At 66.0% G+C, this 24651-nt stretch carries 22 protein-coding genes and 1 tRNA gene; 16 read left to right on the top strand and 7 right to left on the bottom strand.

Annotated elements, in window-relative coordinates; translation table 11 throughout:
* Window positions 1-13: 13 nt before the first annotated feature.
* From POR01S_RS05915 to POR01S_RS05900, 4 genes are all read right to left on the bottom strand, one after another.
* A complete protein-coding gene (locus POR01S_RS05915; protein WP_007159773.1) occupies window positions 14-988 on the bottom strand; it encodes a serine/threonine protein kinase in 975 nt (324 codons plus the stop codon).
* 110 nt (window positions 989-1098) lie between these two features.
* Window positions 1099-2988: a PhoX family protein gene (locus POR01S_RS05910; RefSeq protein WP_042134517.1), complete on the bottom strand. Its 1890-nt coding sequence runs from the start codon at window positions 2986-2988 to the stop codon at window positions 1099-1101.
* A gap of 65 nt (window positions 2989-3053) precedes the next feature.
* Window positions 3054-3791 (bottom strand): ComFC family protein, encoded by a 738-nt coding sequence (locus POR01S_RS05905; protein ID WP_255211803.1) that lies wholly within the window; start codon window positions 3789-3791, stop codon window positions 3054-3056.
* Between the two features lie 58 nt (window positions 3792-3849).
* Window positions 3850-4146: a hypothetical protein gene (locus tag POR01S_RS05900; RefSeq protein WP_007159771.1), complete on the bottom strand. Its 297-nt coding sequence runs from the start codon at window positions 4144-4146 to the stop codon at window positions 3850-3852.
* Between the two features lie 112 nt (window positions 4147-4258).
* Here POR01S_RS05900 and POR01S_RS05895 point away from each other — a divergent pair, with 112 nt between their 5' ends.
* Window positions 4259-4960, top strand: coding sequence for an alpha/beta fold hydrolase (locus POR01S_RS05895; protein ID WP_042134516.1), 702 nt, complete (start codon window positions 4259-4261; stop codon window positions 4958-4960).
* 70 nt (window positions 4961-5030) lie between these two features.
* The gene (locus tag POR01S_RS05890) at window positions 5031-5618 is read left to right on the top strand and encodes a cupin domain-containing protein (RefSeq protein WP_081875169.1); all 588 of its coding nucleotides are present in this window, start codon (window positions 5031-5033) and stop codon (window positions 5616-5618) included.
* On the opposite strand, the gene POR01S_RS05885 is transcribed toward POR01S_RS05890, so the two are convergent.
* Together POR01S_RS05885 and POR01S_RS05880 are read right to left on the bottom strand one after the other, a co-directional pair.
* On the bottom strand, window positions 5615-6037 hold the full coding sequence (locus POR01S_RS05885; RefSeq protein ID WP_027597495.1) for a DUF1810 domain-containing protein: 423 nt from the start codon (window positions 6035-6037) through the stop codon (window positions 5615-5617). The two genes, POR01S_RS05890 and POR01S_RS05885, sit on opposite strands and share 4 nt — an antisense overlap.
* Before the next feature lie 70 nt (window positions 6038-6107).
* Window positions 6108-7442 carry an MFS transporter gene (locus POR01S_RS05880; protein WP_027597496.1) on the bottom strand — a complete coding sequence of 445 codons (1335 nt, stop codon included), beginning with the start codon at window positions 7440-7442 and terminating at the stop codon, window positions 6108-6110.
* Window positions 7443-7606: 164 nt separating this feature from the next.
* Here POR01S_RS05880 and POR01S_RS05875 point away from each other — a divergent pair, with 164 nt between their 5' ends.
* From POR01S_RS05875 to POR01S_RS05810, 14 genes are all read left to right on the top strand, one after another.
* Entirely contained in the window at window positions 7607-7930 is a 324-nt protein-coding gene (locus POR01S_RS05875; protein ID WP_027600705.1) for a thioredoxin family protein, read from the top strand.
* Between the two features lie 146 nt (window positions 7931-8076).
* On the top strand, window positions 8077-9882 hold the full coding sequence (locus POR01S_RS05870; protein ID WP_042134513.1) for a phenylacyl-CoA dehydrogenase: 1806 nt from the start codon (window positions 8077-8079) through the stop codon (window positions 9880-9882).
* A 187-nt stretch (window positions 9883-10069) separates the two neighbouring features.
* Window positions 10070-11839 carry an acyl-CoA dehydrogenase C-terminal domain-containing protein gene (locus POR01S_RS05865; protein WP_042134511.1) on the top strand — a complete coding sequence of 590 codons (1770 nt, stop codon included), beginning with the start codon at window positions 10070-10072 and terminating at the stop codon, window positions 11837-11839.
* A gap of 359 nt (window positions 11840-12198) precedes the next feature.
* Window positions 12199-12357, top strand: coding sequence for a YqaE/Pmp3 family membrane protein (locus POR01S_RS23290; RefSeq protein ID WP_007159763.1), 159 nt, complete (start codon window positions 12199-12201; stop codon window positions 12355-12357).
* 262 nt (window positions 12358-12619) lie between these two features.
* Window positions 12620-16156 (top strand): response regulator, encoded by a 3537-nt coding sequence (locus tag POR01S_RS05855; protein WP_042134508.1) that lies wholly within the window; start codon window positions 12620-12622, stop codon window positions 16154-16156.
* Window positions 16157-16159: 3 nt separating this feature from the next.
* Entirely contained in the window at window positions 16160-16978 is an 819-nt protein-coding gene (locus tag POR01S_RS05850) for a CheR family methyltransferase (RefSeq protein WP_027597501.1), read from the top strand.
* Window position 16979: 1 nt separating this feature from the next.
* The gene (locus tag POR01S_RS05845) at window positions 16980-17567 is read left to right on the top strand and encodes a chemotaxis protein CheB (protein ID WP_042134506.1); all 588 of its coding nucleotides are present in this window, start codon (window positions 16980-16982) and stop codon (window positions 17565-17567) included.
* The gene (locus POR01S_RS05840; RefSeq protein ID WP_027600709.1) at window positions 17560-18756 is read left to right on the top strand and encodes a hybrid sensor histidine kinase/response regulator; all 1197 of its coding nucleotides are present in this window, start codon (window positions 17560-17562) and stop codon (window positions 18754-18756) included. Before POR01S_RS05845 ends, POR01S_RS05840 begins: the two co-directional genes overlap by 8 nt.
* A 96-nt stretch (window positions 18757-18852) precedes the next feature.
* Window positions 18853-19671 (top strand): NAD-dependent epimerase/dehydratase family protein, encoded by an 819-nt coding sequence (locus POR01S_RS05835; protein ID WP_027597503.1) that lies wholly within the window; start codon window positions 18853-18855, stop codon window positions 19669-19671.
* Window positions 19672-19682: 11 nt separating this feature from the next.
* The gene (locus tag POR01S_RS05830) at window positions 19683-20561 is read left to right on the top strand and encodes an SMP-30/gluconolactonase/LRE family protein (RefSeq protein WP_042134500.1); all 879 of its coding nucleotides are present in this window, start codon (window positions 19683-19685) and stop codon (window positions 20559-20561) included.
* 160 nt (window positions 20562-20721) lie between these two features.
* Window positions 20722-21981, top strand: a complete 1260-nt coding sequence (locus POR01S_RS05825) for an acyltransferase family protein (RefSeq protein ID WP_077171064.1) — start codon at window positions 20722-20724, stop codon at window positions 21979-21981.
* A 58-nt stretch (window positions 21982-22039) separates the two neighbouring features.
* Window positions 22040-22621, top strand: a complete 582-nt coding sequence (locus POR01S_RS05820) for a DUF4337 domain-containing protein (RefSeq protein ID WP_042134497.1) — start codon at window positions 22040-22042, stop codon at window positions 22619-22621.
* Window positions 22622-22756: 135 nt separating this feature from the next.
* Window positions 22757-23008, top strand: coding sequence for a helix-turn-helix transcriptional regulator (locus POR01S_RS05815; RefSeq protein ID WP_026083668.1), 252 nt, complete (start codon window positions 22757-22759; stop codon window positions 23006-23008).
* Window positions 23008-24195, top strand: coding sequence for a type II toxin-antitoxin system HipA family toxin (locus tag POR01S_RS05810; RefSeq protein WP_042134495.1), 1188 nt, complete (start codon window positions 23008-23010; stop codon window positions 24193-24195). Before POR01S_RS05815 ends, POR01S_RS05810 begins: the two co-directional genes overlap by 1 nt.
* A gap of 81 nt (window positions 24196-24276) precedes the next feature.
* On the opposite strand, the gene POR01S_RS23650 is transcribed toward POR01S_RS05810, so the two are convergent.
* Window positions 24277-24375 (bottom strand) — tRNA-Ile (locus tag POR01S_RS23650).
* Window positions 24376-24651: the final 276 nt, after the last annotated feature.

The following is a 24651-nucleotide window of genomic DNA, read 5'->3' as shown; positions in this document are numbered from 1 at the left end:
CGTCGCAGCAAGCCTAGAACAGCCGCAACGGCGCCTCGTCCAGGGCGGCGCGTTGTTCGCGCAGGGTGAGGATCTGGTCGCCCCAGTAGCGTTCACTGCCGAACCAGGGAAAGCTCTTGGGAAAGGCCGGATCGTCCCAACGACGTGCCAGCCAGGCGCTGTAGTGCATCAGCCGCAGGGTGCGCAACCCCTCGATCAGGGCCAGTTCGCGCGGCTGGAAGTCGTGGAATTCCTCGTAGCCGTCCATCAGCTCGGACAGCTGCGTCAGCCGCTCCTGGCGATCGCCGGCCAGCAGCATCCAGAGATCCTGCATGGCCGGACCGTGGCGGCAGTCGTCGAGGTCGACGATATGGTAGGCGTCATCGCGGCAGAGCAGGTTGCCCGGATGGCAGTCGCCGTGCAGGCGGATGACGTCGTAGCTGACGCTTTCGAAGAGTTCGTCGAGACGCTGCAGCAGGTCGCGCGCCACCGATTCATAGGCTGGCAGCAGGCTCTGGGGAATGAAGTTGCCGGTTAGCAGCGTGTCCAGCGAGGCATGCCCATAGCCCTGAACGTCCAGCGTCTCTCTGTGCTGGAAGGGCCGGCTGGCGCCCACCGCGTGCAGGCGACCCAGCAGCTGGCCGAGGCGATGCAGCTGATTGAGATCACCCGGCTCCGGCGCCCGGCCGCCGCGGCGGGGAAAGAGCGCGAAGCGAAAGCCGGCATGATTGAACAGCGTCTGGCCATCGCGCTGCAGGGGCGCGACCACCGGCACCTCGCGTTCTTCCAGTTCGGCGGAAAAGGCGTGCTCTTCCAGGATGGCCGCGTCGGTCCAGCGATCCGGGCGATAGAACTTGGCGATCAGCGGGGTCTCGCCTTCGATGCCGATCTGGTAGACGCGGTTCTCGTAGCTGTTGAGGGCCAGCACCCGGGCATCGCTGAGATAGCCCAGGCTTTCGATGGCGTCGATGACGAGGTCGGGACTCAGATTTTCGAACGGATGAGACATGGCGCGCTCCTCGGTCACGGGGGACGATGGCGATTGCCACCCTGCATCCGGGAGATGCTAGCGCATGCCCGAGCCCCATGGCGAAGGCTCGAGCGCTATCCGCTCGCCGGTCAGGCGCCGATCACACCACCGTCTTCGCGGCTGATGACCATTACCGAAGAGCGTGGCTGGCCGTTCGGCTGGGCCTCGGGAAAGGTCGAGCCGCCTTCCTCGCCCGGGTGCTGGATGCCGACGAACATCGTCTTGTAGTCCGGCGAAAAGGCCAGGCCGGTGACCTCGCAGCCGACCGGACCGACCAGGAAGCGGCGCATCTCGCCGCTGCGCGGATCGGCGCAGAGCATCTGATTGTTGCCCATGCCCTCGTAATCGCCCTTGTTGCTGTACTTGCCGTCGGTGAGCACCCACAGCCGGCCGGCGGCGTCGAAGCCCAGGCCATCGGGACTGTTGAACATGTTCTCGGCGTTGATCTGCTGAGAGCCCGCTTCCGGCTTGCCCGGGTGCACCTTGGGATTGCCGGCGATGACGAAGAGGTCCCAGTCGAAGCTCAGGGCCGCGGCATCGTCACCGCTCTCGCGCCAGCGCACGATCTGGCCGTAGAGGTTGTTGGCGCGGGGATTGGGGCCGCCCACCGGCATGCCGTCCTCGCCGCGCTTGGTGTTGTTGGTCAGGGTGCAATAGACCTGGCCGTCCTTGGGGCTGACGGCGATCCACTCGGGTCTGTCCATGCGCGTGGCGCCGACCTGGGTGCCGGCCTGGCGCGCGTGGATGAGCACCTCGGCCTGGCTGGCGAAGCCGTTGGCGGCGGTCAGGCCGTTCTCGCCATGCACCAGCGGCAGCCACTGGCCGCGGCCCTTGGGGCGGTTCGGATCACGATCGCCCTCGTCGAACCGGGCGACATAGAGGGTGCCTTGGTCGAGCAGGTCGCGATTGGCCTTGGGATCGTCCTGCAGGGGCTCGCGGCTGACGAACTTGTAGATGAATTCGCCGCGCTCGTCGTCGCCCATGTAGACCACCACGCGGCCATCGCGGGTGCGGGCGAGGGCGGCGTTCTCGTGCTTGAAGCGCCCCAGGGCGGTGCGCTTGACCGGCTTGGCCTGGGGATCGAAGGGATCGATCTCGGTGATCCAGCCGTGGCGATTGAGTTCGTTGGGATTCTGCGCCAGGTCGAAGCGATCGTCGTGCAGGTGCCAGTCGTTCTCCACGCTGGCGTGCTTGACGCTGTAGCGCTTCTGGGCGGCGTCGAACTTCAGGTTGGCATCGCGACTGCCGAAGACGTCGGTGAAGTTCTCTTCGCAGGTCAGGTAGGTGTGCCAGGGGGTGGCGCCGCTGGAGCAATTCTGGAAGGTGCCCAGCACCTCGCGTCCGGCCGGATCGGCGGCGGTCTTGAGCAGGTCATGGCCGGCGGCCGGACCGCTGACGGCGATGGGCGTGTTGCCATGCACGCGGCGGTTATAGGGCGAGCCCTGGACGAAATGCCACTGGCCGTCCACGCGCTTCACCTCGATCACCGAGACGCCCTCGGCGGCCTGGGCCTTGCGGGTGTCTTCCAGGGACTTGGGCGGCGTGCCGTGGCTGAGCAGATAGCGGTAGTTGGTGTATTCGTTGTTGATCGCCATCAGCGCCCGATCCGGATCGTCCGGAAAGGGATAGAAGGCCATGCCGTCGTTGTTGTCGCCGAATTGCACGGCCTGGTCGGCGGCGCTCGGGCTGCCATCGGGGCGGAAGGCCGGACCGTCGGCGTGCAGCGGCTGACCCCAGCTGATGAGCACGCTGGCGCGATAGCCGGGCGGCACCGCCAGGGTGTCGGCGGTGGAGGCGGGGATGTTGGCGAAGCCGATCAGCGGATTGCCCGCGGCTTCGCCGACGGCGTCGGCCAGGGCGCTGCGACCGAGCAGGCCGCCGCCCAGGAACAGGGCGGCACCGGCCAGGGCGCCGGCACCGATGAAGCGCCGGCGGCTCAGTTGGACGAGGCGTTCGAGATCGGTCTGGTCGTTGTGCATGCTGATGGCTCCCTCACGGTGTGCAGGCGAGGCTAGTCAGACTAAATGACGGTTTGGTGACAGCGCTACTCGCCGGGTGGCGGCGTCCGCGCCAGGCAATAGACATCCACCCGCCGGGCGCCCGCGCGCTTGAGCAGGCGCGCCAGGCTGTCGGCGGTGGCGCCGGTGGTGAGGACGTCGTCCACCAGGGCCAGATGGCGACCCTCCAACCCGGCGTCCTGCACCAGGGCGAAGGCCTGCCGGAGATTGCGCCGCCGCTCGCTGGCGCTCAGGCCCTGCTGGCTGTGCTGCTCCTGCACCCGCTGCAATAGTCCGCCATCCACCGGTAGCTTCAAGGACTTGCCGAGCCAGCCGGCCAGCAGTGCGGCCTGGTTGAAGCCGCGCTGGCGCAGGCGCAGGGGCGAGAGAGGAACGGGCAGCAGGCACTCCGGGCGCGGCTGACCTTCGTCGAACAGGTGCTGCAGATGCCGCGCCAGCAGCGCCCCGGCCAGACGGCCGAGACTGCCGTGATCGCGGTGCTTGAATCTGTTGATCAGGGTGTCGACCGGAAAGGCATAGCGCCAGGGCGCCAGCACCTGGTCGAAGGCCGGCGGCTTGGCCAGGCAGCCGCCGCAGAACAGGCCGTCCACCGGCAGGGGCAGGGCGCAGCCCTGGCAATGGGGGCCGAGCCAGGGCAATTCGCTGTCGCAGCCTTCGCACAGGGGCAGTCCGGCCGGCAGCCAGGCGGCGCAGAGGGCGCAGCTGGTCCCGGGCCGCAGGCGTTGCCAGTGGCGCTTCAAGGCCTGGGAAAGGGGTGGGGTCATGACGGCGTCCGTGCCGAGCGAGAGCCCTACTGTGCCAGGCGGAGCGCCTGGCGACCAGTCAGCCGCGGATCAGCCAGCTCATCACCATCAGGCCGAGAATCAGCCAGATGACGCCGCCCACCACCGAGCGCGCCATGAAGGCGCGTACCGCGGCGTAGAGCAGCAGCAGGCCGATGGCCAGGACCACGAAGCTGATATAGGAGTCGTCCATGCCGATGGAGCGGGCCATGCCATGGAGAAAGTCGTGCACGGCGTCGGCGAGGCCGCCGAGCACCGAGCCGAACAGATCGATGATGAAACGGATGACCTGGCCGAGCGCGGCGCCGAGCCAGTCGAAGAAGCCTTCAGTACGCATGGATGTTTCCGGATCCTTGGCAATGTCCCTTGGAACCCACGAAGCCCACGGGGTTCGCTGGTGATCCGCGCTACACTGCGCGTTTTCCGCAGTGTCTCTCAAGTCCCCCGTGATGACCGCTACCGATTCCCTTCCGCTGATCCTGCTTCCCGGCCTGCTCTGCGACAGCCGTCTCTGGGCGGCTCAGGCCGCCGACCTGGCCGACGTCTGTCCGGTGCTCATTCCCGACCTCACCCGCGACCTGGGCATCCCTGCCCTGGCGCGCCGGGTGCTGGCCGAGGCGCCGCCGCGCTTCGCCCTGGGCGCCCTGTCCATGGGCGGCTACGTGGCCTTCGAGATCCTGCGCCAGGCGCCGGAACGGGTAGCGCGGCTGGCGCTGTTCGACACCATGGCCAGCCCGGACGCCCCGGAGCGCGCCGCCCAGCGCCGCGCCATGCTCGAACTGGCCGAGCGCGGGCGTTTCCTCGGTATCAGTCCGCAACTCTTGCCGCGGCTGATCCACGCCTCGCGCCTGGGCACGCCGGTGGCCGATACCGTGCTGGCCATGGGCAAGGCGGTGGGCAAGGAGGCCTTCCTGCGCCAACAGCAGTCGATCATCGACCGCCCCGACTCACGCCCGACCCTGGCAGAGATCCGCATCCCGACCCTGATCGTGGTGGGCGCCCAGGACCAGCTGACCCCGCCGGCCGAAGCCGAGCTGATGCACGCCGGCATCCAGGACTCGCGCCTGGTGGTGCTGGACGACTGCGGTCACCTGCCGCCGCTGGAACTGCCGGAGCGCACCTCGGCGCTGCTGCGGGAATGGCTGGCCTGACCCCTCGTCGCGGGCGCTGAACCCGGGCACCAGGCGGGCCTCCATTGGCAAAGCCCCGAGGGAGTCCCGCATGCCGCATCGTCCGTCTCTGTCCGTCCTTTCCCTGGTGCTGGGCCTGGCGCCCGCCGCCCTGGCCCTGGCCGCGCCGGTGGGTGCCGGTCAGCCCGAACAACTGCATTTCGCCGACGATGGCGTCATCCCCAACAGTCGCCTGCCCGTATTGCTCTATCGCCAGGTTCCCCTGGCCGGCTCCGACCGCGCCGCCGCCCTGGAGCGGCTGTTCGCCGACAACGCCTGGCCGCCGCAATGGCGCTATGGCGTCTACGATTATCATCATTATCACCCCAATGCCCATGAAGTCCTTGGCGTGGCGCGCGGCCAGGCGCGGCTGCGGCTGGGTGGCGAGCAGGGGCAGGATGTGGAGGTGACCGCGGGCGACGTGGTGGTGCTGCCGGCGGGGACCGGACACCGCAACCTGGAATCCAGCGCGGACTTCCTGGTGGTGGGCGCCTATCCGCCCGATCAGCAGGACTTCATCACCCAGCGCGCCGATCCGGCCGCCCATGCCCGTTCAGTCGAACTGATCGCCCAGGTGCCTGTGCCACTGACTGATCCGGTGACCGGACGGGAAGGGGCGCTACCCGAGCTCTGGCGCTAGCAGAGTCGCGTCAGGGTGGCTTCGTCCGGCTGGCCGGCGAAAAAGGTCTTCAGCGCCTGACGAAAGGGTTCGGGGTCTTCGGCCACGGCGGCGAAGAGGGTCAGGCAGGAATGGAATTTGAGATCGTCCGGCTGGCCGAACAGCGCCGTGGCCGACAGCTGCGGATGCTCCAGCGCGGCGGCGGTGATCTCCCGCAGGCGCGGTCCCAGCAGCGGATGCGCCAGGTAGGCACTGGCCTCGTCGCGGGAGGCGATGGCGTAGCGCTGCGCCGTCTCGCTGCGGCCAAGCCCCTGGATCTGCGGAAAGATGAACCACATCCAGTGGCTGCGCTTGTGCCCGGCGCGGATCTCCGCCAGGGCGGTGGCATAGGTGTCGGCCTGGGCGTCGAGGAAGCGTTGCAGATCGTGAGCGGCGGGCATGGCGAAACTCCGGGCCTTTTGCCTATCGGCAGATGGACCCGGAGGAAGTGCCGGTCAAGGGACGAGCGGTCTAGCCGCGCACCGCGCGATAGGCCGTTTCACCGCCTTCGCTGACCTCGTCCAGATCGATGCGCGAAGTCTCGGGCAGACTCAGGCCGCCGATCAGGCCGAGCAGGGCGATCAGGATCAGGTAGAGCGCCGGCGAGAGATTGCTGCCGGTGGCGCCGATCAGCCAGGTCGCCATCAGCGGCGCGGTGCCGCCGAAGATGGTGTAGGCCAGGTTGTATGTGATGGCCCCGGCGGTGTAGCGCGTGCGGGTGGGGAAGACCTCGCTGAGCAGCGGCGCGGTCACCACGTTGCACAGCACCGCCCCGGCGCCCAGCAACAGCGAGCCCAGCAGGGCGCTGCCGAACTGGCCGCTGCTGGCCAGCAGCAGCGCCGGATAGACGCCTACCGCCAGCACCAGACTGGCCAGCACCGTGGTCATGCGCCGGCCGATGCGGTCGGTGACGCGTCCCAGCACTGGACAGGCCGCCGCGGCGGCGAACAGGGTGATCAGGCTGATGGCCAGGGCCGCGGCCCGGTCGAAGCCGCCGGCCAGTTGCAGGTAGGTGGAGAAGTAGGTGGTGAACATATAGAAGGACAGCGCCGTCAGCGAGATGAAGGCGCCCAGGCGCAGGATCGAGCGACCCTGCAGCCTGAGCGTCTCGCCCAGCGGCGAATGGCTGACCTCATGGTCCGCTTCCAGCGCCTGGAAGGCCGGGGTCTCGTCCAGCTTCAGCCGCAGATAGAGACCGATCAGGCCCAGCGGCGCGGCGGCCAGGAAGGGGATGCGCCAGCCCCAGTCGGCCATGGCGGCGGCGCCCAGCAGTCGCTCCAGGCCCCAGGCGGTCAGGGCCGCGCTGGCAAAGGCGAGAAAGGTCGAGACCGGTACGAAGCTGCCATAGCGCCCGCGGCGATCGCGCGGTGAATGCTCCATCACGTAGGCGCAGGCCCCGGCGTATTCGCCGCCGGCGGAAAAGCCCTGGGCGCAGCGGATCAGCGTCAGCAGGATCGGCGCCCAGATGCCGATGGTGGCGTAGCTGGGCAGGATGCCGATCAGGGCGGTGGCGCCGGCCATGATCAGGATGGTCAGGGCCAGGGTGCGCTTGCGGCCGATGCGGTCACCCAGCAGGCCGAAGACGATGCCGCCCAGTGGCCGGAAGGCAAAGGCCACGGCAAAGACGGCAAAGGTCTTGAGCAGGCCGGCGGTGGCGTCGCCACTGGGAAAGAAGTGCGCCGCGAGCAGGGTGGCGAGAAAGCCATAGAGGGCGAAATCGAACCATTCGACGAAGTTGCCGATGGACGCGGCGGAGATGACCTTGCGCAGGGTGGCGGGTGAAACGGAAGTCGCTGTCTGGCTCATGGCGGGCCTCGGGAAAGGGCGGAGACGGAGGCAGAAATGGAGCGCCTTGTTTTATTGTCATGACATCGAGGCGTACCGCAGGATCGACCCTAGTCCTTTTCCCGTGACCGAGCAGTCCCGCCAGCGACTTGTCCACCGTTGGAACCGACTTCAGGAGCCCCGCCATGACCATGACGACCACCTATGCGGAAAAGGAGCCCGCCCGCGCTGATGTCGACGCCCTGCCGGGTGTCACCCTGCTGGAGTTCGGCGCACCCTGGTGCGGCCACTGTCGCGCCGCCCAGCCGCTGCTGGCCACGGCGCTCGCGGACTACCCCGGCGTGCGCCATCTCAAGATCGAGGACGGTCCCGGCCGCCGCCTGGGACGCTCCTTTCGCGTCAAGCTCTGGCCCACGCTGATCGTCTTCAAGGACGGCCAGGAACTGGCGCGGCTGGTACGTCCGGCGACGGCGGCGGCCCTGGACGAAGCCCTGGCCCTGGCGGACTGACCGGTCGTTCCGCTCGTCCTCGCCACGCTTGACAAGGCCAGGCCTGGAACATTAGTTTCAAACGACTGTTTAAACGCCCTGGCGGCAGGTCCGCAGCGACGCTGCCGCCACCCTCGACAACAAGCATTCGCAAAGAGGTAACAGTCATGCCCGATTACAAAGCCCCCCTGCGGGACATCCGCTTCGTCCGCGACGAACTCCTGGGCTATGACGCGCACTACCAGAGCCTGCCCGGGTGCGGCGACGCCACTCCCGACATGGTTTCCGCCATCCTCGAAGAAGGCGCCAAGTTCTGCGAGCAGGTACTGGCGCCGCTCAATCGCATCGGCGACCAGCAGGGCTGCACCTGGAGCGAAGACGGGGTGAAGACCCCCGATGGCTTCAAGGAAGCCTATGCCCAGTTCGTCGAGGGCGGCTGGCCGAGCCTGGCGCACAACCCGGCCCACGGTGGCCAGGGCCTGCCCGAGTCCCTTGGCATCTCTCTCTCGGAAATGGTCGGCCAGGCCAACTGGTCCTGGGGCATGTACCCCGGCCTGTCCCACGGCGCCATGAACACCCTGGAGCAGCACGGCACCGACGAGCAGAAGCACACCTACCTGGAAAAGCTGGTGACCGGCGAATGGACCGGCACCATGTGCCTGACCGAACCCCACTGCGGTTCCGACCTGGGCATGCTGCGCACCAAGGCCGAGCCGCGTGCTGACGGCAGCTACGCCATCACCGGCACCAAGATCTTCATCTCCGCCGGTGAACACGACATGGCCGAGAACATCGTCCACATCGTGCTGGCCCGCCTGCCCGACGCCCCCGCCGGCACCAAGGGCATCTCGCTGTTCATCGTGCCCAAGCGCCTGCCCGACGCCAGCGGCGCGGCCGGCGAGCGCAACGCCGTGCACTGTGGTTCCCTGGAACACAAGATGGGCATCCACGGCAACGCCACCTGCGTGATGAACTTCGACGGCGCCACCGGCTTCCTGATCGGCCCGCCGAATCGCGGTCTGAACTGCATGTTCACCTTCATGAACTTCGCCCGCATCGGCACCGCCCTGCAGGGCCTGGCCCATGCCGAGGTGGCCTTCCAGGGCGGTCTGAAGTACGCCCGCGAGCGTCTGCAGATGAGGTCCCTGACCGGTCCCAAGGCGCCCGAGAAGCCCGCCGATCCCATCATCGTGCACCCCGACGTGCGCCGCATGCTGCTGACCATGAAGGCCTTCGCCGAAGGCAGCCGGGCGATGATCTACTACACCGCCAAGCTGGTGGACATCCTCAAGTACAGCCAGGACGAAGAGCAGAAGCAGCAGGTCGAGACCCAGTTGGCCTTCCTCACCCCCATCGCCAAGGCCTTCATGACCGAGGTGGGTTTCGAGGCGGCGAGCCACGGCGTGCAGATCTACGGCGGCCACGGCTACATCGCCGAGTGGGGCATGGAGCAGAATCTGCGCGATGCCCGTATTGCCATGCTCTACGAGGGCACCACTGGCATCCAGGCCATCGACCTGCTGGGTCGCAAGGTGCTGATGACCCAGGGTGAATCCCTCAAGGCCTTCACCAAGGTGGTGCACAAGTTCTGCCAGGCCAACGCCGAGAATGCCCAGCTCAAGGCCTTCGTCGAGCCGCTGGCCAAGCTGAACAAGGAGTGGGGCGAGATCACCCTCAAGGTCGGCATGGCCGCCATGAAGGATCGCGAGGAGGTGGGCGCCGCCGCCGTCGACTATCTGATGTACTCCGGCTACTGCTGCCTGGCGTACTTCTGGGCCGACATGGCCCGGGTCGCCGCCGAGAAGCTGGCCGCCGGTACCGAGGAGGCCGCCTTCTACCAGGCCAAGCTGGCCACCGCGCGCTTCTACTATGAGCGCCTGCTGCCCCGTACCCGCGCCCATGCCGAGTCCCTGCTGGCCGGCGCCGGCAGCCTGATGGCCCTGGCCGAGGAAGACTTCGCCCTCGGCTACTAAGGCGTCGCCGTTCCACTGAAAACCCCGCTCCGGCGGGGTTTTCGCCTTTTCGCGGCCGCGAAAAAACCACTCGCTGCGGACCTCCGATCGGCTGACCATCAGGTCAGATCATGAACCTATGTCTCCCTTCCGGTTCGGTCTTACACTCGGGTAATACCGACAAGAACACCTTCCGAGGAGACTCGACATGGCCGACTACACCCCGCCGCTTCGCGATATCCGTTTCGTGCTGGATGCCGTCTTCAAGGTCAAGGACCGCTGGAGTCAGTGGCCCGCCCTGGCCGAGGTGGTGGACGGCGAGACCGCCGATGCCATCCTCGAAGAAGCCGGCAAGCTGTGCGCCCAGGAACTGGCGCCGCTCAATCGCAATTCCGATGAAGAAGGCTGCCACTGGCAAGCCGGTGAAGTGACCACCCCCCAGGGCTTCCGCCAGGCCTACCAGGCCTTTGCCGAAGGCGGCTGGGTGGGGGTTGGTGGGGATCCCGAATACGGCGGCATGGGCATGCCCAAGGTGCTCACCGCCCAGGTCGAGGAAATGATGCACGCCAGCTGCCTGGCCTTCGGTCTCTATCCGATGCTTAGCGCCGGCGCCTGCCTGGCCCTGCACGCTCATGGCAGCGAAGCCCTGAAGCAGGCCTACCTGCCCAATCTCTACAGTGGCCAGTGGGCCGGCTCCATGTGCCTGACCGAGCCCCATGCCGGTACCGACCTGGGCCTGATCCGCACCCGCGCCGAGCCCCAGGCCGACGGCAGCTACCGGGTCACCGGTACCAAGATCTTCATCACCGCTGGCGAGCACGACCTCACCGAGAACATCATTCACTTGGTGCTGGCCAAGCTGCCCGATGCGCCGGCCGGTTCCCGGGGCATCTCGCTGTTCCTGGTGCCCAAGATCCTGGTGGACGAGGCGGGCGCCCTGGGCGCGCGCAACGCCGTGGCCTGTGGCTCCCTGGAACACAAGATGGGCATCAAGGGCGCCGCCACCTGCGTGATGAATTTCGATGGCGCGGTCGGCTATCTGGTGGGCGAGGTCAACAAGGGCCTGGCCGCCATGTTCACCATGATGAACTACGAGCGGCTGGGCGTCGGCATCCAGGGTCTGGGCTCGAGCGAACGCTCCTACCAGAACGCCCTGGCCTATGCCCGCGAACGCCTGCAGAGCCGCTCCCCGGCCGGTATCCAGCAGGCCGCCAAGAACGCCGATCCCATCATCGTCCACCCCGATGTGCGGCGCATGCTGCTGACCATGAAGGCGCTGAACGAAGGCGGCCGGCTGTTCTCCAGCTATGTGGCCCTGCAACTCGACACCGCCAAGTACAGCCCCGAGCCGGCCGAGCGCGAACGCGCCGAAGCCCTGGTGGCGCTGCTCACCCCGGTGGCCAAGGGATTCCTCACCGATCTCGGCCTGGAACTCTGCGTCGCCGGCCAGCAGGTGTTCGGCGGCCATGGCTACATCCGCGAATGGGGTCAGGAACAGCTGGTGCGCGACGTGCGCATCACCCAGATCTACGAAGGCACCAACGGCATCCAGGCCCTCGACCTGGTCGGCCGCAAGCTGGCCGGCAGTCGCGGCGCCCTCTACCGGCCCTTCAGCGAAGAGGTCCATGGCTATCTCACCAGCCTGCCGGCGGACAACGAATTCGCCGCGCCCCTGCGCCAGGCCCTGGATCAGCTGGACGGCGCGACCGAGTGGCTGCTGCAGGCCGGCGCCAGCGACCCCCATGAGCTCGGCGCCGCCTCGGTGGACTACCTGCACCTGTTCGGCTATGTCGCCTATGCCTATCTCTGGGCACGGGCCGCGGCTGCCGCGGCGGAGCAGGACGCGGCCTTCGCCGAAGCCAAGCTGGCCACCGCACGCTTCTATTTCGCCCGCCTGCTGCCGCGCACCCTGAGCCTGGCGGCCGCCGTGCGCAGCGGCGCCCAGCCGCTCTACGCCCTGGCCGAGGAGGCCTTCTAAGCTGTTGACGGAAAAGGTGAAAAGCCATGTCGTGTAAGCTTTGGCTTACATGACATCGCCGCGATAAGCCATCGCCTACACCCGGGTAGCTGCGTAATCTACACCCATCGGATCGCGGTACAGGATGTGCCCAGCGCTCCAGATGACTTCAAGGAAATGTGGCCAGGATGGCCCCCCGGCAAGGATGTCGGGCAGAGACTTACAGGGATAGATGGCCAAGGATTGGCGGCCCGACAAGGATGTTGGGTTAGGTCTGCGAAACCCCGCTTCGGCGGGGTTTTTTATTGCCTGCCGGAACCTGATTCAGGTCCTGCCAGTCTTAGAGGCATCTTCTTGCCTGCCTGCTACTGGAGCCTGAAATGGACCTCATCCGCCTCATCTTTGCCATCATCCTGCCGCCCGTGGGCGTCTTTCTCCAGGTCGGCTTCGGCGGCGCCTTCTGGCTGAACATCCTGCTGACGCTGCTGGGTTACATTCCGGGTATCATCCATGCCGTCTGGGTGATTGCTCGTCGCTGAACCCACGGCCGGATCGCGGCCCCGGTGCCGCAATCGACTGGCTGACCTAGGGGTCAGCGCAACCGAAGCGGCAGGGGCTTGAGGGCAAGAGGTCCGCGCTAGGCGAGGGCGCTTCCTGCAGCCCTGTTCGAGGCCTGCCGGCCCACCACACCGGTATCCTTGATCGACCGCCGGTGGTGCCACGGTCAGTGACGACACCCCTCCGCAGGCCGAGGCTTTGCCGTCGCCGACCGTTTTGTCCCGTACAAGGCTTTCAGACCCCATGAATCGCGAGTCGCCCCTCGATCAGAAGCACTTTAGCCAGATCCTCAAGCGCAACCTCTCCCTGCCTCTGAGCATCGGTGTCTTCAGCGCGATCTTCTTTATCGCCATCATCTATTACCTGCTGAAGGTCACCCAGTGGGTCGAGCATACCGACCGCGTCATTAGCGAGGCCAATGCCAACTTCCGCCTGGTGGTCGACCTGGAAACCGGGATGCGCGGCTATCTGCTGAGCGGCAATACTGCCTTCCTGCAGCCCTATGAACGCGCGCTGCCCAATGTCGAGCCGCAGCTCGATGAGTTGAAGAATCTGGTCAGCGACAGTGCCGTGCAGATCCGGCGCCTGGAACGGATCGAAGCGGTGCATCGCGAGTGGCGCGACTATGCAAGCCGGGTGATCGATGCGCGGCGGTTGGGTGGCGATTTCCAGACGCCGCTGAACGATGGCCAGGGCAAGAACCGCATCGACAGCATCCGCCGCGACTACACCGATTTCATCGCCTACGAAGAGCAGATGCGCGCCGAGCGCACCGAGACGGCCAGTCGCATGACGGTGATCTTCGTCGCCGCCTTCCTCATCGTCAGCCTGCTGCTGTCGGGCATCATGGCCTTCTTCGGGCGCCGTGAGCTCATGCGACTCTCCGCGACCTATACCCGGCTGCTCGATCAGCAGGCCGAGCACACCGACAATCTGGAACGGCAGAGCTGGTTCCGTTCGGGCCAGAATCAGCTGTCGGAAGCCGTCATCGGCCAGGCGTCACTGGCGCCGCTGGGCCAGAGCATCCTGCAATTCCTGGCGCGCTATCTCGGCGCTGCGGCCGGCGCCCTCTATGTGCGACTCGACGACGGCAGTCTGGAGCGCGTCGCCGACTACGCCCTGGACGACGAGGGCCGTCGTCGGCGCCAGCGCCTGGCGCCGGGCGAGGGTCTGGCCGGTCAGGCGGTGCTGGACGGTCGCGTCATGGCGCTGGAGCAGTTGCCCGCCGACTACCTCAAGGTCAATTCGGCCCTGGGTGAGCGCCAGGCCAGTGCGGCGCTCATCGTGCCCATCGAGAACGACGGCCGGGTGAATGGCGTGGTCGAGCTGGGCTTCCTGCGTGCCCTGCGGCCGCAGGATGAGGAGCTGCTGACCCTAATCGCCGATTCCATCGGCTCCTCGGTGGAAGCCGCGCGCTATCGCCAGCGCCTGCAGCAGGTCCTGGCGGAAACCCAGCAACTCAACGAAGAACTCCAGGTGCAGCAGGAAGAACTGCGCACCGCCAACGAAGAACTGGAAGAGCAGTCCCAGGCGCTCAAGGAATCCCAGGTCCATCTGGAGCAGCAGCAGGCGGAGCTGGAGCAGACTAACGAGCAGCTCTCCGAACAGGCCCAGGAACTGCTGCAGCAGCGCGACGTGCTGGACGACCGCAACAATCGCCTCAACGAAGCCCAGCAGATGCTGGAAGACCGCGCCCGTGAGCTGGAGCGGGCCAGCCAGTACAAGTCCGAATTCCTGGCGAACATGTCCCATGAATTGCGCACACCGCTGAACAGCTCGCTGATCCTGTCCAAGCTGCTGGCGGACAACCCGGCCGGCAACCTCAGCGGCGAGCAGGTGCGCTACGCCGAATCCATCTATTCGGCGGGCAATGACCTGCTGACCCTGATCAACGACATCCTCGACATCTCCAAGGTCGAGGCCGGCATGCTGGAGATCCGCCCAGAGCAGATGTCCGTGCGCCGCCTGGTGGAAGCCCTGAAGACCGCCTTCGAGCCGGTGGCCCAAAACAAGGGTGTCGCCTTCGTGGTGGAGCTGGACGCGCGGATGCCGCCGGCCTTCTTCAGCGATCGCCAGCGGGTCGAGCAGATCCTCAAGAATCTGCTGTCCAACGCCTTCAAGTTCACCGAGCACGGCCAGGTGACCCTGCGCCTGTCGCTGGAAGACGGGCAGCCTAGCTTCGCGGTGAGCGATACCGGCATCGGCATCGCCGCCGAGCAGCAGGAGCTGATCTTCGAGGCCTTCCGCCAGGCGGATGGCGCCATCACCCGGCGCTATGGCGGCACCGGCCTGGGGCTGTCGATCTCCCGCGACCTGGCGCTGCTGCTGGGTGGCACCCTGAGCGTCACCAGCCAGCCGGGAGAGGGCAGCACCTTTACCCTGCGCCTGCCGCTGGAGTACCAGGAAGCCGCTGCGCCCGCTCTGCCCATCACCCCGGTCACCGCCCCTGCCGCGATCACCGCGCCGGCCGCGGCATCCGCGCCCCTGCCGGCCCTGGCCGCCACCCCGCGTCCGCCGGCTTCACCGCCGATCACCGAGGCGGCGGCTCCCGTGGGAGCGGCCTTCGCCGACGACCGGGACGACTGGCCCTATCCGGATCGCCGGGTCCTGGTGATCGAAGACGAGGTGCCCTTCGCGCAGATCCTCTTCGATCTGGCCCACGAACTGAAATACAGCTGCCTGGTGGCCCATCGCGCCGAGGAAGGCTTCGCCGCGGCCCTGGAATACCGTCCGGACGCCATCCTGCTGGACATGGGCCTGCCCGATCATTCCGGTCTCACGGTGCTGGAACGGCTCAAGGAAAATCCGCTGACCCGCCACATCCCGGTGCACGTGGTCTCGGCCTCGGATCGCATCGAGACGGCCATGCACATGGGCGCGGTCGGCTACGCCATCAAGCCCACCACCCGCGACGAACTCCGCGAGGCCTTCACTCGCCTGGAAGCCAAGTTCGCCGCCGGCATCAAGCGGGTGCTGCTGGTGGAAGACGACGCCCTGCAGCGCGACAGCATCGCTAAGCTGATCGGCGATGTGGACGTGGAGATCACCGCGGTGGAGATGGGCAGCCAGGCCCTGGAGCTGCTGCGCGACGAGGTCTACGACTGCATGGTCATCGACCTCAAGCTGCCCGACATGGAAGGCGGCGAGCTGCTCCAGCGCATGGCCAGCGAAGACATCTGCTCCTTCCCGCCGGTGATCGTCTATACCGGGCGCAGCCTGACCCGCGACGAAGAGGCGGCGCTACTCAAGTATTCGCGCTCCATCATCATCAAGGGCGCGCGTTCGCCCGAACGGCTGCTCGACGAGGTGACCCTGTTCCTGCACAAGATCGAGGCCGACATGCCGCTCGATCGCCAGCGCATGCTGGAAAGCGCCCGCAGCCGCGAGAAGGCCTTCGACGGCCGCACCCTGCTGCTGGTGGACGACGACGTGCGCAACATCTTCGCCCTCACCAGCGCCCTGGAGCAGAAGGGCGCCAAGGTGGAGATCGCCCGCAACGGCCTGGAGGCGCTGGAAAAGCTCGACAACAGCGACACCATCGACCTGGTGCTGATGGACATCATGATGCCGATGATGGATGGCTACGAAGCCATGCGTGAGATCCGCAAGCGGCCGCACATGAAGAAGCTGCCGATCATCGCCATCACCGCCAAGGCCATGAAGGACGACCAGGAGCGCTGCCTCGCCGCCGGCGCCAGCGACTACCTGGCCAAGCCCATCGACCTGGACCGGCTGTTCTCGCTGATCCGCGTCTGGATGCCGTCGCTGGAGCGGCTGTAGGTCATGAGCGAACGGCTGCAGGACATCGAGCTGAGGTTGCTGCTGGAAGGCATCTTCCTGAGATACAGCCACGACTTCCGCAACTACTCCAAGGCCTCGCTCAAGCGTCGGGTGCTGCAGGCACTGACGCGCTTCGACTGCCCGAGCATCTCGGCGCTGCAGGAGCGGGTGCTGCGCGATCCGGCGCTGTTCGCCGAGTTGCTGCAATTCATCACCATCCCGGTCAGCGAGATGTTTCGCGATCCGGGCTACTTCCTTGCCCTGCGCCAGCAGGTGGTGCCGGTCCTGCGCACCTATCCCTCGCTCAAGGTGTGGATCGCCGGCTGCAGCACCGGCGAGGAAGTCTTCTCGATGGCCATCCTGTTCCAGGAGGAAGGGCTGCTCGACCGCACCCTGTTCTATGCCACCGACATCAATCCGCGCTCCATGGAAAAGGCCCGCCAGGGCATCTTTCCGCTGGAGCGGATGCGCGCCTACACCGCCAGTTACCAGAAGGCCGGCGGCACCCGCGCGTTTTCCGACTACTACACCGCAGCCTACGACGGCGCGCTGTTCGACAAGTCGCTGATCGCCAACGTGACCTTTGCCGATCACAGCCTGGCCACCGACAGCGTCTTTTCCGAGACCCAGCTGGTGTCCTGCCGCAACGTGCTCATCTACTTCAACAAGAATCTGCAGAATCGGGCGCTCGGGCTGTTCCACGAGTCACTGAGTCACCGCGGCTTTCTCGGTCTGGGCAGCAAGGAGTCGCTGGACTTCTCCGCCTATGCCAACCACTTCGAGCCGGTGGTGAAGCAGGAACGGCTGTTCCGCAGGCTCTAGCATGTTCCCGCCCCGCAAGCCGTTGCGCCTCATCGTCATCGGAGCCTCTGCCGGCGGGCTGCAGGTTCTGCTGCGCCTGCTCTCGACCCTGCCGGCCAGCTACCGCCTGCCGCTGGCCGTAGTGCTGCACCTGCCGGACGATCGCACCTCGCGCCTGGCCGAGCTGTTTCAGCAGCGGCTGGCCCTGCAGGTGCGCGAGGCCGAGGACAAGGACGCTATACTGCCGGGCACCCTGTATTTCGCGCCGCCGGGTTATCACCTGCTGGTAGAGGATGACTTCACCCTGTCGCTGTCCCGCGACGAGCCGGTGCAGTTCTCACGGCCGTCCATCGATGTGCTGTTCGAAAGCGCGACCGACGCCCTGGGCGAGCAGGTCTGCGGCATCCTGCTGACCGGTGCCAACCATGACGGTGCCAGTGGCCTGCACGCCCTGGCGCAGAACGGCGGGGTCACCGTCGTCCAGTCGCCGCAATCGGCGGAGGTGCCGACCATGCCCGAGGCGGCTTTGAAGAGATTCCACCCGGATTTCGTGCTGGATGTGCCGGGCATCCATCTATTGCTCATCGAGCTGGAACGCGACCATGGCTGAAGTACCCGTCGAACAGGCGAAGCTCCTGCTCGTAGACGACCTGCCGGAAAATCTCCTGGCGCTGGAAGCCCTGCTGCGCAGCGAGGCGCTGGAGATCTTCCAGGCCAGCTCCGCCGAGGCCGCGCTGGAGCTGCTGCTGATGCACGAATTCGCCCTGGCTATCCTCGATGTGCAGATGCCGGGCATGAACGGCTTCGAACTGGCGGAGATGATGCGCGGCCTGGAAAAGACCCGGCACATCCCCATCGTCTTCGTCAGCGCCGCCGGCCGTGACCTCAACTATGCCTTCAAGGGCTACGAAAGCGGTGCGGTGGATTTCCTGCACAAGCCCCTCGATGTCCATGCGGTGAAGAGCAAGACCCGGGTGTTCGTCGACCTCTACTGGCACCGCAAGCGCCTGGCCGAGCAGCTGGTGGCCCTGGAGCAGAGTCGCCAGGAGCAGGAGATCCTGCTGGCCGAGTTGCGCCAGACCCAAGTCGAGCTGCAGCAGGCGGTGCGTACCCGTGACGACTTCATGTCCATGGTCTCCCACGAACTCAAGACGCCGCTCAACACCCTGATGCTCGAAGCCCAGCTGCGCCGCATGTACCTGGACAAGGGCAAGCTGGAAGCCTTCACCCCCGACAAGCTGGCCGGCATGGCCGAGCGCGACGAGCGGCAGATCCAGCGCCTGGTGCACCTGATAGACGACATGCTCGACATCTCGCGCATCCGCACCGGCAAGCTGTCGATTCGGCCCTCGCAGTGCGATCTCGCCGCCCTGGTCAACACCGTGGTCGACAGCTTCGCCTCGCAATTCGCCGCGGCCGGCTGTCCGGTGGAGTTGCACGCCGAAGGCCCGGCGCCCGGTTACTGGGACGAATTCCGCATCGAGCAGGTGATCACCAACCTGCTGACCAATGCCATGAGATACGGCGCCGGACGTCCGGTGGAGATATCCCTGCGCAGCGACGGCGCCGACGTGGAGCTGAGCGTCAAGGACCATGGCATCGGCATCCCCGTGGAGCACCAGGCGCTGATCTTCCGCCAGTTCGAGCGCGCCAGTGGCACCGAGAACATCGCCGGCCTGGGCCTGGGCCTCTATATCGCCGACCAGATCGTCAAGGCGCACCACGGCAGCCTGCACGTGGAAAGCATCGCCGGGCAGGGTGCGACCTTCCGCCTGCGGCTGCCCTGTCTGCCGGCCTAGGTAGCATTGACAGGACCCCGGGCGCCCGCGAGAATCGCGAAAAGAGGTGAGATGTCGTACCTCTTGCCAGATAACTCCATAAGAAGGCGCCCGCTCATGTCCGAAGTCTCCTCGTCACCCTTCCATCGACTCCTGCTCACTGGTGCTGCCGGTGGCCTGGGCAAGGAGTTGCGCCAGCGGCTCAAGCCCCATGCCGAGATCCTGCGGCTGTCCGACATCGCGCCGATGGCTGCGGCCGAAGGCCCGGCGGAAGAGGTCGTGACCTGCGACCTGGCGGACAAGGCCGGCGTCCATGCGCTGGTGGAAGGCGTCGACGCCATCCTGCACTTCGGCGGGATTTCCACCGAGCACGCCTTCGAGCCCATCCTCGAAGCCAACATCCGCGGCACCTTCAACCTCTATGAGGCCGCGCGGCGCCACGGGGTGAAGCGCATCGTCTTCGCCAGCTCCAACCATGTCATCGGCTTCTATCGCCAGGATCAGCGCATCGACGCCAGCGTGCCCCAGCGCCCGGACAGCTACTACGGCCTGTCCAAGGCCTTTGGCGAGGACCTGGCCAGCTTCTATTTCGATCGCTATGGCATCGAGACGGTGAGCATCCGCATTGGCTCTTCCTTCCCCGAGGCGCAGAATCGCCGCATGCTCGCCACCTGGCTGAGCTACGAAGACCTGACCGATCTCATCCTGCGTAGCCTGACCACCCCGGACGTCGGCCATACCATCGTCTATGGCGCCTCCGCCAACCGTGACAGCTGGTGGGACAACCGCCTGGCCGCGCACCTGGGCTTCCAGCCCAAGGACAGCTCCGAGCCATTCCGCGCCAAGGTCGAAGCCCAGCCCATGCCGGCAGCGGACGATCCGTCGATGGTCTACCAGGGTGGTGCCTTCGTCGCCACGGGTCCCTTCGACGACTGAGGAGAGCCGCCATGACTGCCGAATTGCTCGTCGATGCCCGCAACGCCACCGGTGAGTGCCCGGTCTGGCAGGTCGCCGAACAGGCGCTCTACTGGGTCGATATCCCGGCCAAACGGCTGCACCGCTGGACCCCGGCTGGCGCCCTGGACAGCTGGAGCGCACCGGAAATGCTCGCCTGTATCGCCGCCCGCGAGGGTGGCGGCTGGCTCGCCGGTCTGGAAAGCGGCCTCTTCGCCCTGCAGGCCGAGGCTTCCGGCCAGCTGAGCGGCGAACGCCTGGTCGCTCTCGACCATGCCCAGCCGGCCATGCGATGCAACGACGGTCGCTGCGATCGCCAGGGCCGGTTCCTGGTGGGCACCATGGTGCAGGACATGGCCCAAGGCGCACCGGCCGGACGGCTCTATAGCCATGCGGCGGGCGAGGGCGCCCGGCTGCTGCTGGACGACCTCATCGTGCCCAATGGCCTGGCCCTGAGCCCCGATGGCCGCACCCTCTATCTGTCCGACTCCCATCCCAGCCGTCAGCTGATCTGGGCCTTCGACTACGATCCCGACACGGGCACACCCAGCAACCGACGGCTGTTCGTCGACATGAACGCCCATTCCGGCCGCCCTGATGGCGCCGCGGTGGATGTCGACGGCTGCTACTGGATCTGCGGCAACGATGCCGGCCTGATCCACCGCTTCACCCCCGACGGCCGCCTGGATCGCTCCCTGAGCGTACCGGTCAAGAAGCCGGCCATGTGCGCCTTTGGCGGGCGCAATCTGGATACCCTGTTCGTGACCACCATCCGTCCGGGGGGCGATCTCAGCGATCAGCCGCTGGCGGGTGGACTCTTCGCCCTGGATCCCGGGGTTCAGGGGTTGCCGGAGCCTGCGTTCGCCGGGTGAATCAATCCCGGTTCAGGGACCGCAGGGCTTCCAGGCTGCGGAGTCCTGAGCGGTGCCTGGCAACCTTGGGAAACCAGTTGTCATGCTTTTGTCATGAAGATCGGCAGGGGTCCTGCCCGGGCGGCTTATAATCAGATTCTATCCGCCGTAATTCGCCGCCATGACCTCTTCAACCGCAAGCCGCCCCACCGCCCGTTACTACGGCCTGGAATGGCTGAGATTCCTCATGGCGCTGTACATGGTCGTCTACCACCTGGGCGGGCTCTACAGCGATCTGCCGGACGCCTTCCGCCGGCTGGCCGGCATGGGCTTCTTCGCCACCAGCACCTTCTTCCTGCTGTCGGGCTTCCTGCTGGCCCATGTCAGCCTGGATCGCCAGGGCGCGCTCAAGGGCAGCTCCCGCGGCTTCGTCCTGCGGCGGCTGTGCAATCTCTATCCCATCCACCTGCTCACCCTGCTGGTCGCGCTGGGGCTGTCCTACTGGCTATCCCAGGATTCCTGGCTGGAACACGGGGTGCCGGTCTACTACAACCAGCACCCCTATCTGCAGCTGGAAGAGGGCAGCGAGCTGGACGAGATGCTGCCGCTGTCCTGGCTGGCCGCCACCACCCACGTGCTCCTGCAACTGCTGCTGTTGCAATCCTGGGAGCCACGCTTTCTCTGGCTCAACGGCGCCGCCTGGTCGATCTCGGCGCTGCTGTTCTTCTACCTGCTGTTTCCACTGCTCGGTCCGCGGCTGATGCGCCTGCGCCGTTGGGCCCTGGCCGCCGCGGCGCTCTGGGGGCTCTATCTGCTCGGTCCGCTGGTGGCCACCTGGGCCCAGGCCTTCGATACCGTGACGGTGGGCGTCATCCACCGCAATCCGCTGATCCGCCTGCCGGAATTCCTGCTCGGCATCCTGCTCTATCGCGCCGTTCAGGAGCCCTGGGTGGCCGAGACGACCCAGCGCCTGCGCCTGCCGCTGCTGCTGTTCGGCCTGACCGGCCTGTGGCTGGGCGCCCTGCTGCTGGAAGGCGATGGCCGCCGCTGGTTCTACCTGGTCCACAACGGCCTGCTGACACCCTTCCAGGCCGCGGTGCTGCTGGCCTGCGCCACCTTCGGCGAACCCGGTCGCGCCGGTGTGCGCCGCCTGGCCCAGCGTCTTGGCGAGGCCTCGCTGTGCATCTTCGCCGTCCACACCCCGCTGATCGGCGTGCTCGAACCCTGGACCCGCACCCTGCTGGGCTGGATGCACCTGGCCGGCGACAGCCTCGAAGACCTGGCCGAAGACGTCGGCGAGGCGCTGGCGCTGCCCATCCCCATTCCCGGCTGGATGCTGCCGCTGCACCTGGTGCTCATCGTCCTGCTCGGCCTGGCCATGCAGCGCTGGGTGGCCGGTCCGCTGCGCCGCTGGCTGCAGGCGCGCTTGCCCCAGTCTTAAGGAGGCGTTAAGTAGACCCGGCTAGCCTCGCCGCAGGAATCCGCAGCGGAGCTGAGCCTTGTCCAGCGAATACGAAGTCCACGGCCCCCACGACCACGAGGTGGAACACGCCGCCCATGGCGCCCATCGCCGCGACAGCCTCACCGGCCGCATCGCCGTCACCACCGCCATCCTGGCGACGCTAGGCGCCCTCTGTGCCTACCAGGGCGGCAATGCCGAGAGCCTGGCGCTCTACTACAAGAACGAAGAAGCCATCGCCAAGACCGAAGCCGCCAACCAGTGGGGCTACTACCAGGCCAAGGGCGAAAAACAGAACCTTGCCGACCTCGGCGCTGCCCTCGCGACCAACCCCGACACCGCCCAGCGCTTCACCCAGGACAGCCAACGCTACGCCCAGCAAAAGGCCGAGATCCGCACCAAGGCCGAAGCCCTGGAAGCCAAGGTCGACGCCAACGAAGCCCTCAGCGAAACCCAGCTCCACCGCCACCACCGCTGGGCGCAGGCCACCATGCTGATGCAGGTCGCCATCTCCCTGGCCGCCATCACCCTGCTGACCCGGCGGCGCTGGCTGCAGGCGGCGGTGTATGGGGTGGCGGGGGGAGGAGTGGCGGTTGGGGCGTTGGCGTTGCTGCACGTCTAGCCATTCAGGTGATGCCAGAGAGCGACCACCAGGCACGCAAAAGGCACGTCTTGCCACGACGATAGAATTGGCTTTACTGGAAGCTTCAGGTTCCGTATACGTTACAAACCATCAGATTTGTTACGTATGCAGAACATGGATAGCGAGCTGATCAGTCAACGTCTCGGCAGCCAACTCCGCCAGCGGCGCCTTAATCGAGGCCTTACGCAAGCAAGCCTCGCCGAGCTGGCAGGCCTTACCCGGCAAAAGATCATCGCCGTGGAGCGAGGAGACTCCCGTGTCGGTATGGCAGCCTACGCACGAGCGCTCGCAGCCTTGGATTGCGAGCTGGCAATAATCCCTGCCGCCTTGCCGACCTTGGACGAGATTCAGGGGGTATTCGACTGATGAAGACTCGGCTGCGCGTCGCAACCCCTGCAGGCGGGAGCGGAGCGCTCATGGCTCAGGATGGCGACTACCTGTTCCGCTACCAGGACGATGCTTCGGCAAGGGCTGCCATCAGTCTGCTGATGCCGGTGCGCCTGGATGACTATCGCCGCCGCGAACTGCATCCGATCTTCCAGATGAATTTGCCGGAAGGCTATGTACTAGAGCAGCTACGCAACAGGTTGGCCAAGCTGGTACCTCTGGATCCCATGGCTCTGCTGGCCCTGACAGGCAGTAGTTCGCCCATCGGTCGCGTGACGGTGACATCGCCTGAGATCGATACACTGCTGGAGCGCCAGCGCTTTCCAGGCGAACGGCTCAGCGAGATTCTCGCCTGGGATGGCACGGAAGACCTGTTCGTCGAGTTGGTGGATCGCTACATCCTGCGCGCCGGTATCTCCGGCGTACAGCCCAAGGTCTTGGTGCCCGAGCGGGAGGATGCCCGCTTCACCTCGAGAACCGCCGAGTTGATCATCAAGAGTGGTCGAGACGAATTTCCGGGCCTGGCGATCAACGAATACCTCTGCATGTCCGTGGCCCACGAGTCAGGCATTCCGGTGCCGGAATTTCACCTTTCCAGCAACGCCAAGCTATTCGTCATGCGCCGGTTCGACCGCGACGAACATCTTGAACCTCTCGGCTTCGAAGATATGGCCGCGCTGATGGGCTTGGCGGCGGAGCAGAAATACAGCAAGAGCTACTCGGCCATCGCCAAGGCTATTCGCCTGTTTTGCGCACCCGAACATGTCCGCTCCTCATTGGCCCAGCTCTTCGCCATGGTCAGCCTGAGCTGCATCCTCGGCAACGGTGATGCACACCTGAAGAACTTCGGATTGCTCTATTCCGATCCAGCTCAACGCGATGCCCGCCTGGCCCCCGCCTACGACATCGTCAACACCACCGCCTACATTCCCGAGGACGTGCTGGCATTAGAGCTGCTGGGCAACAAGTCGTTGTTCGCCTCGCGCCAAGGCTTGCTGGATTTTGCGCAAGTCTGCGACGTTGAACGACCCGCTGAGGTGATCCGCGCCCAGCTAGAGGCGCTGGAACGGGTACTGCAGCGTTCGACTGAGCTTTGCAACCAGGCGCCACAGATCGTCGCTGCCATCCGGCACAGCGCTGCGCCCTTCGTGCAGACGTTCGGCTAAAGCACGAGGACTCGGAAAAGGCAGGGCAAAAGCCCAAAATCCAGGCACAAAAAAGCCGCGCAACGCGCGGCTCCTGAAAGCTGGTGGGCCCACACGGACTCGAACCGTGGACCAAAGGATTATGAGTTGCCTAGAAACGCTGCAAGCCCAATGAAATCGGGCGTAGCTTAGCGTAGGCACAGTCATCTGAAAGTATAGCCGTAGAGCTGTTTAAGCGTAATTGAACGAAATCTGTGAGAGCTGGGCACTGTACCGCTAGTGTACTGATTTTTGTACCGCTAGCCTCTGAGCAGTTCCTGCGACATTACCCCTTCCCTGAAAGCTCAGAACGGTCACTTACCACTCGGCTGCGCTTGTTTTTGTCGGATCTGGAGAAGTCGGCTTCTGCGCCGACGCTATCCATATCCGTGGCCACCGCTTGTCTCTCATGGCAAGCGGCTTTTTCCCACTCAAGGT

Origin of the sequence: Pseudomonas oryzihabitans NBRC 102199, from assembly GCF_000730625.1 — a bacterium.
Lineage (GTDB): Bacteria > Pseudomonadota > Gammaproteobacteria > Pseudomonadales > Pseudomonadaceae > Chryseomonas > Chryseomonas oryzihabitans.
Note: the sequence above shows the minus strand (reverse complement) of the source record. Positions and strands in the feature narration are given on the sequence as shown.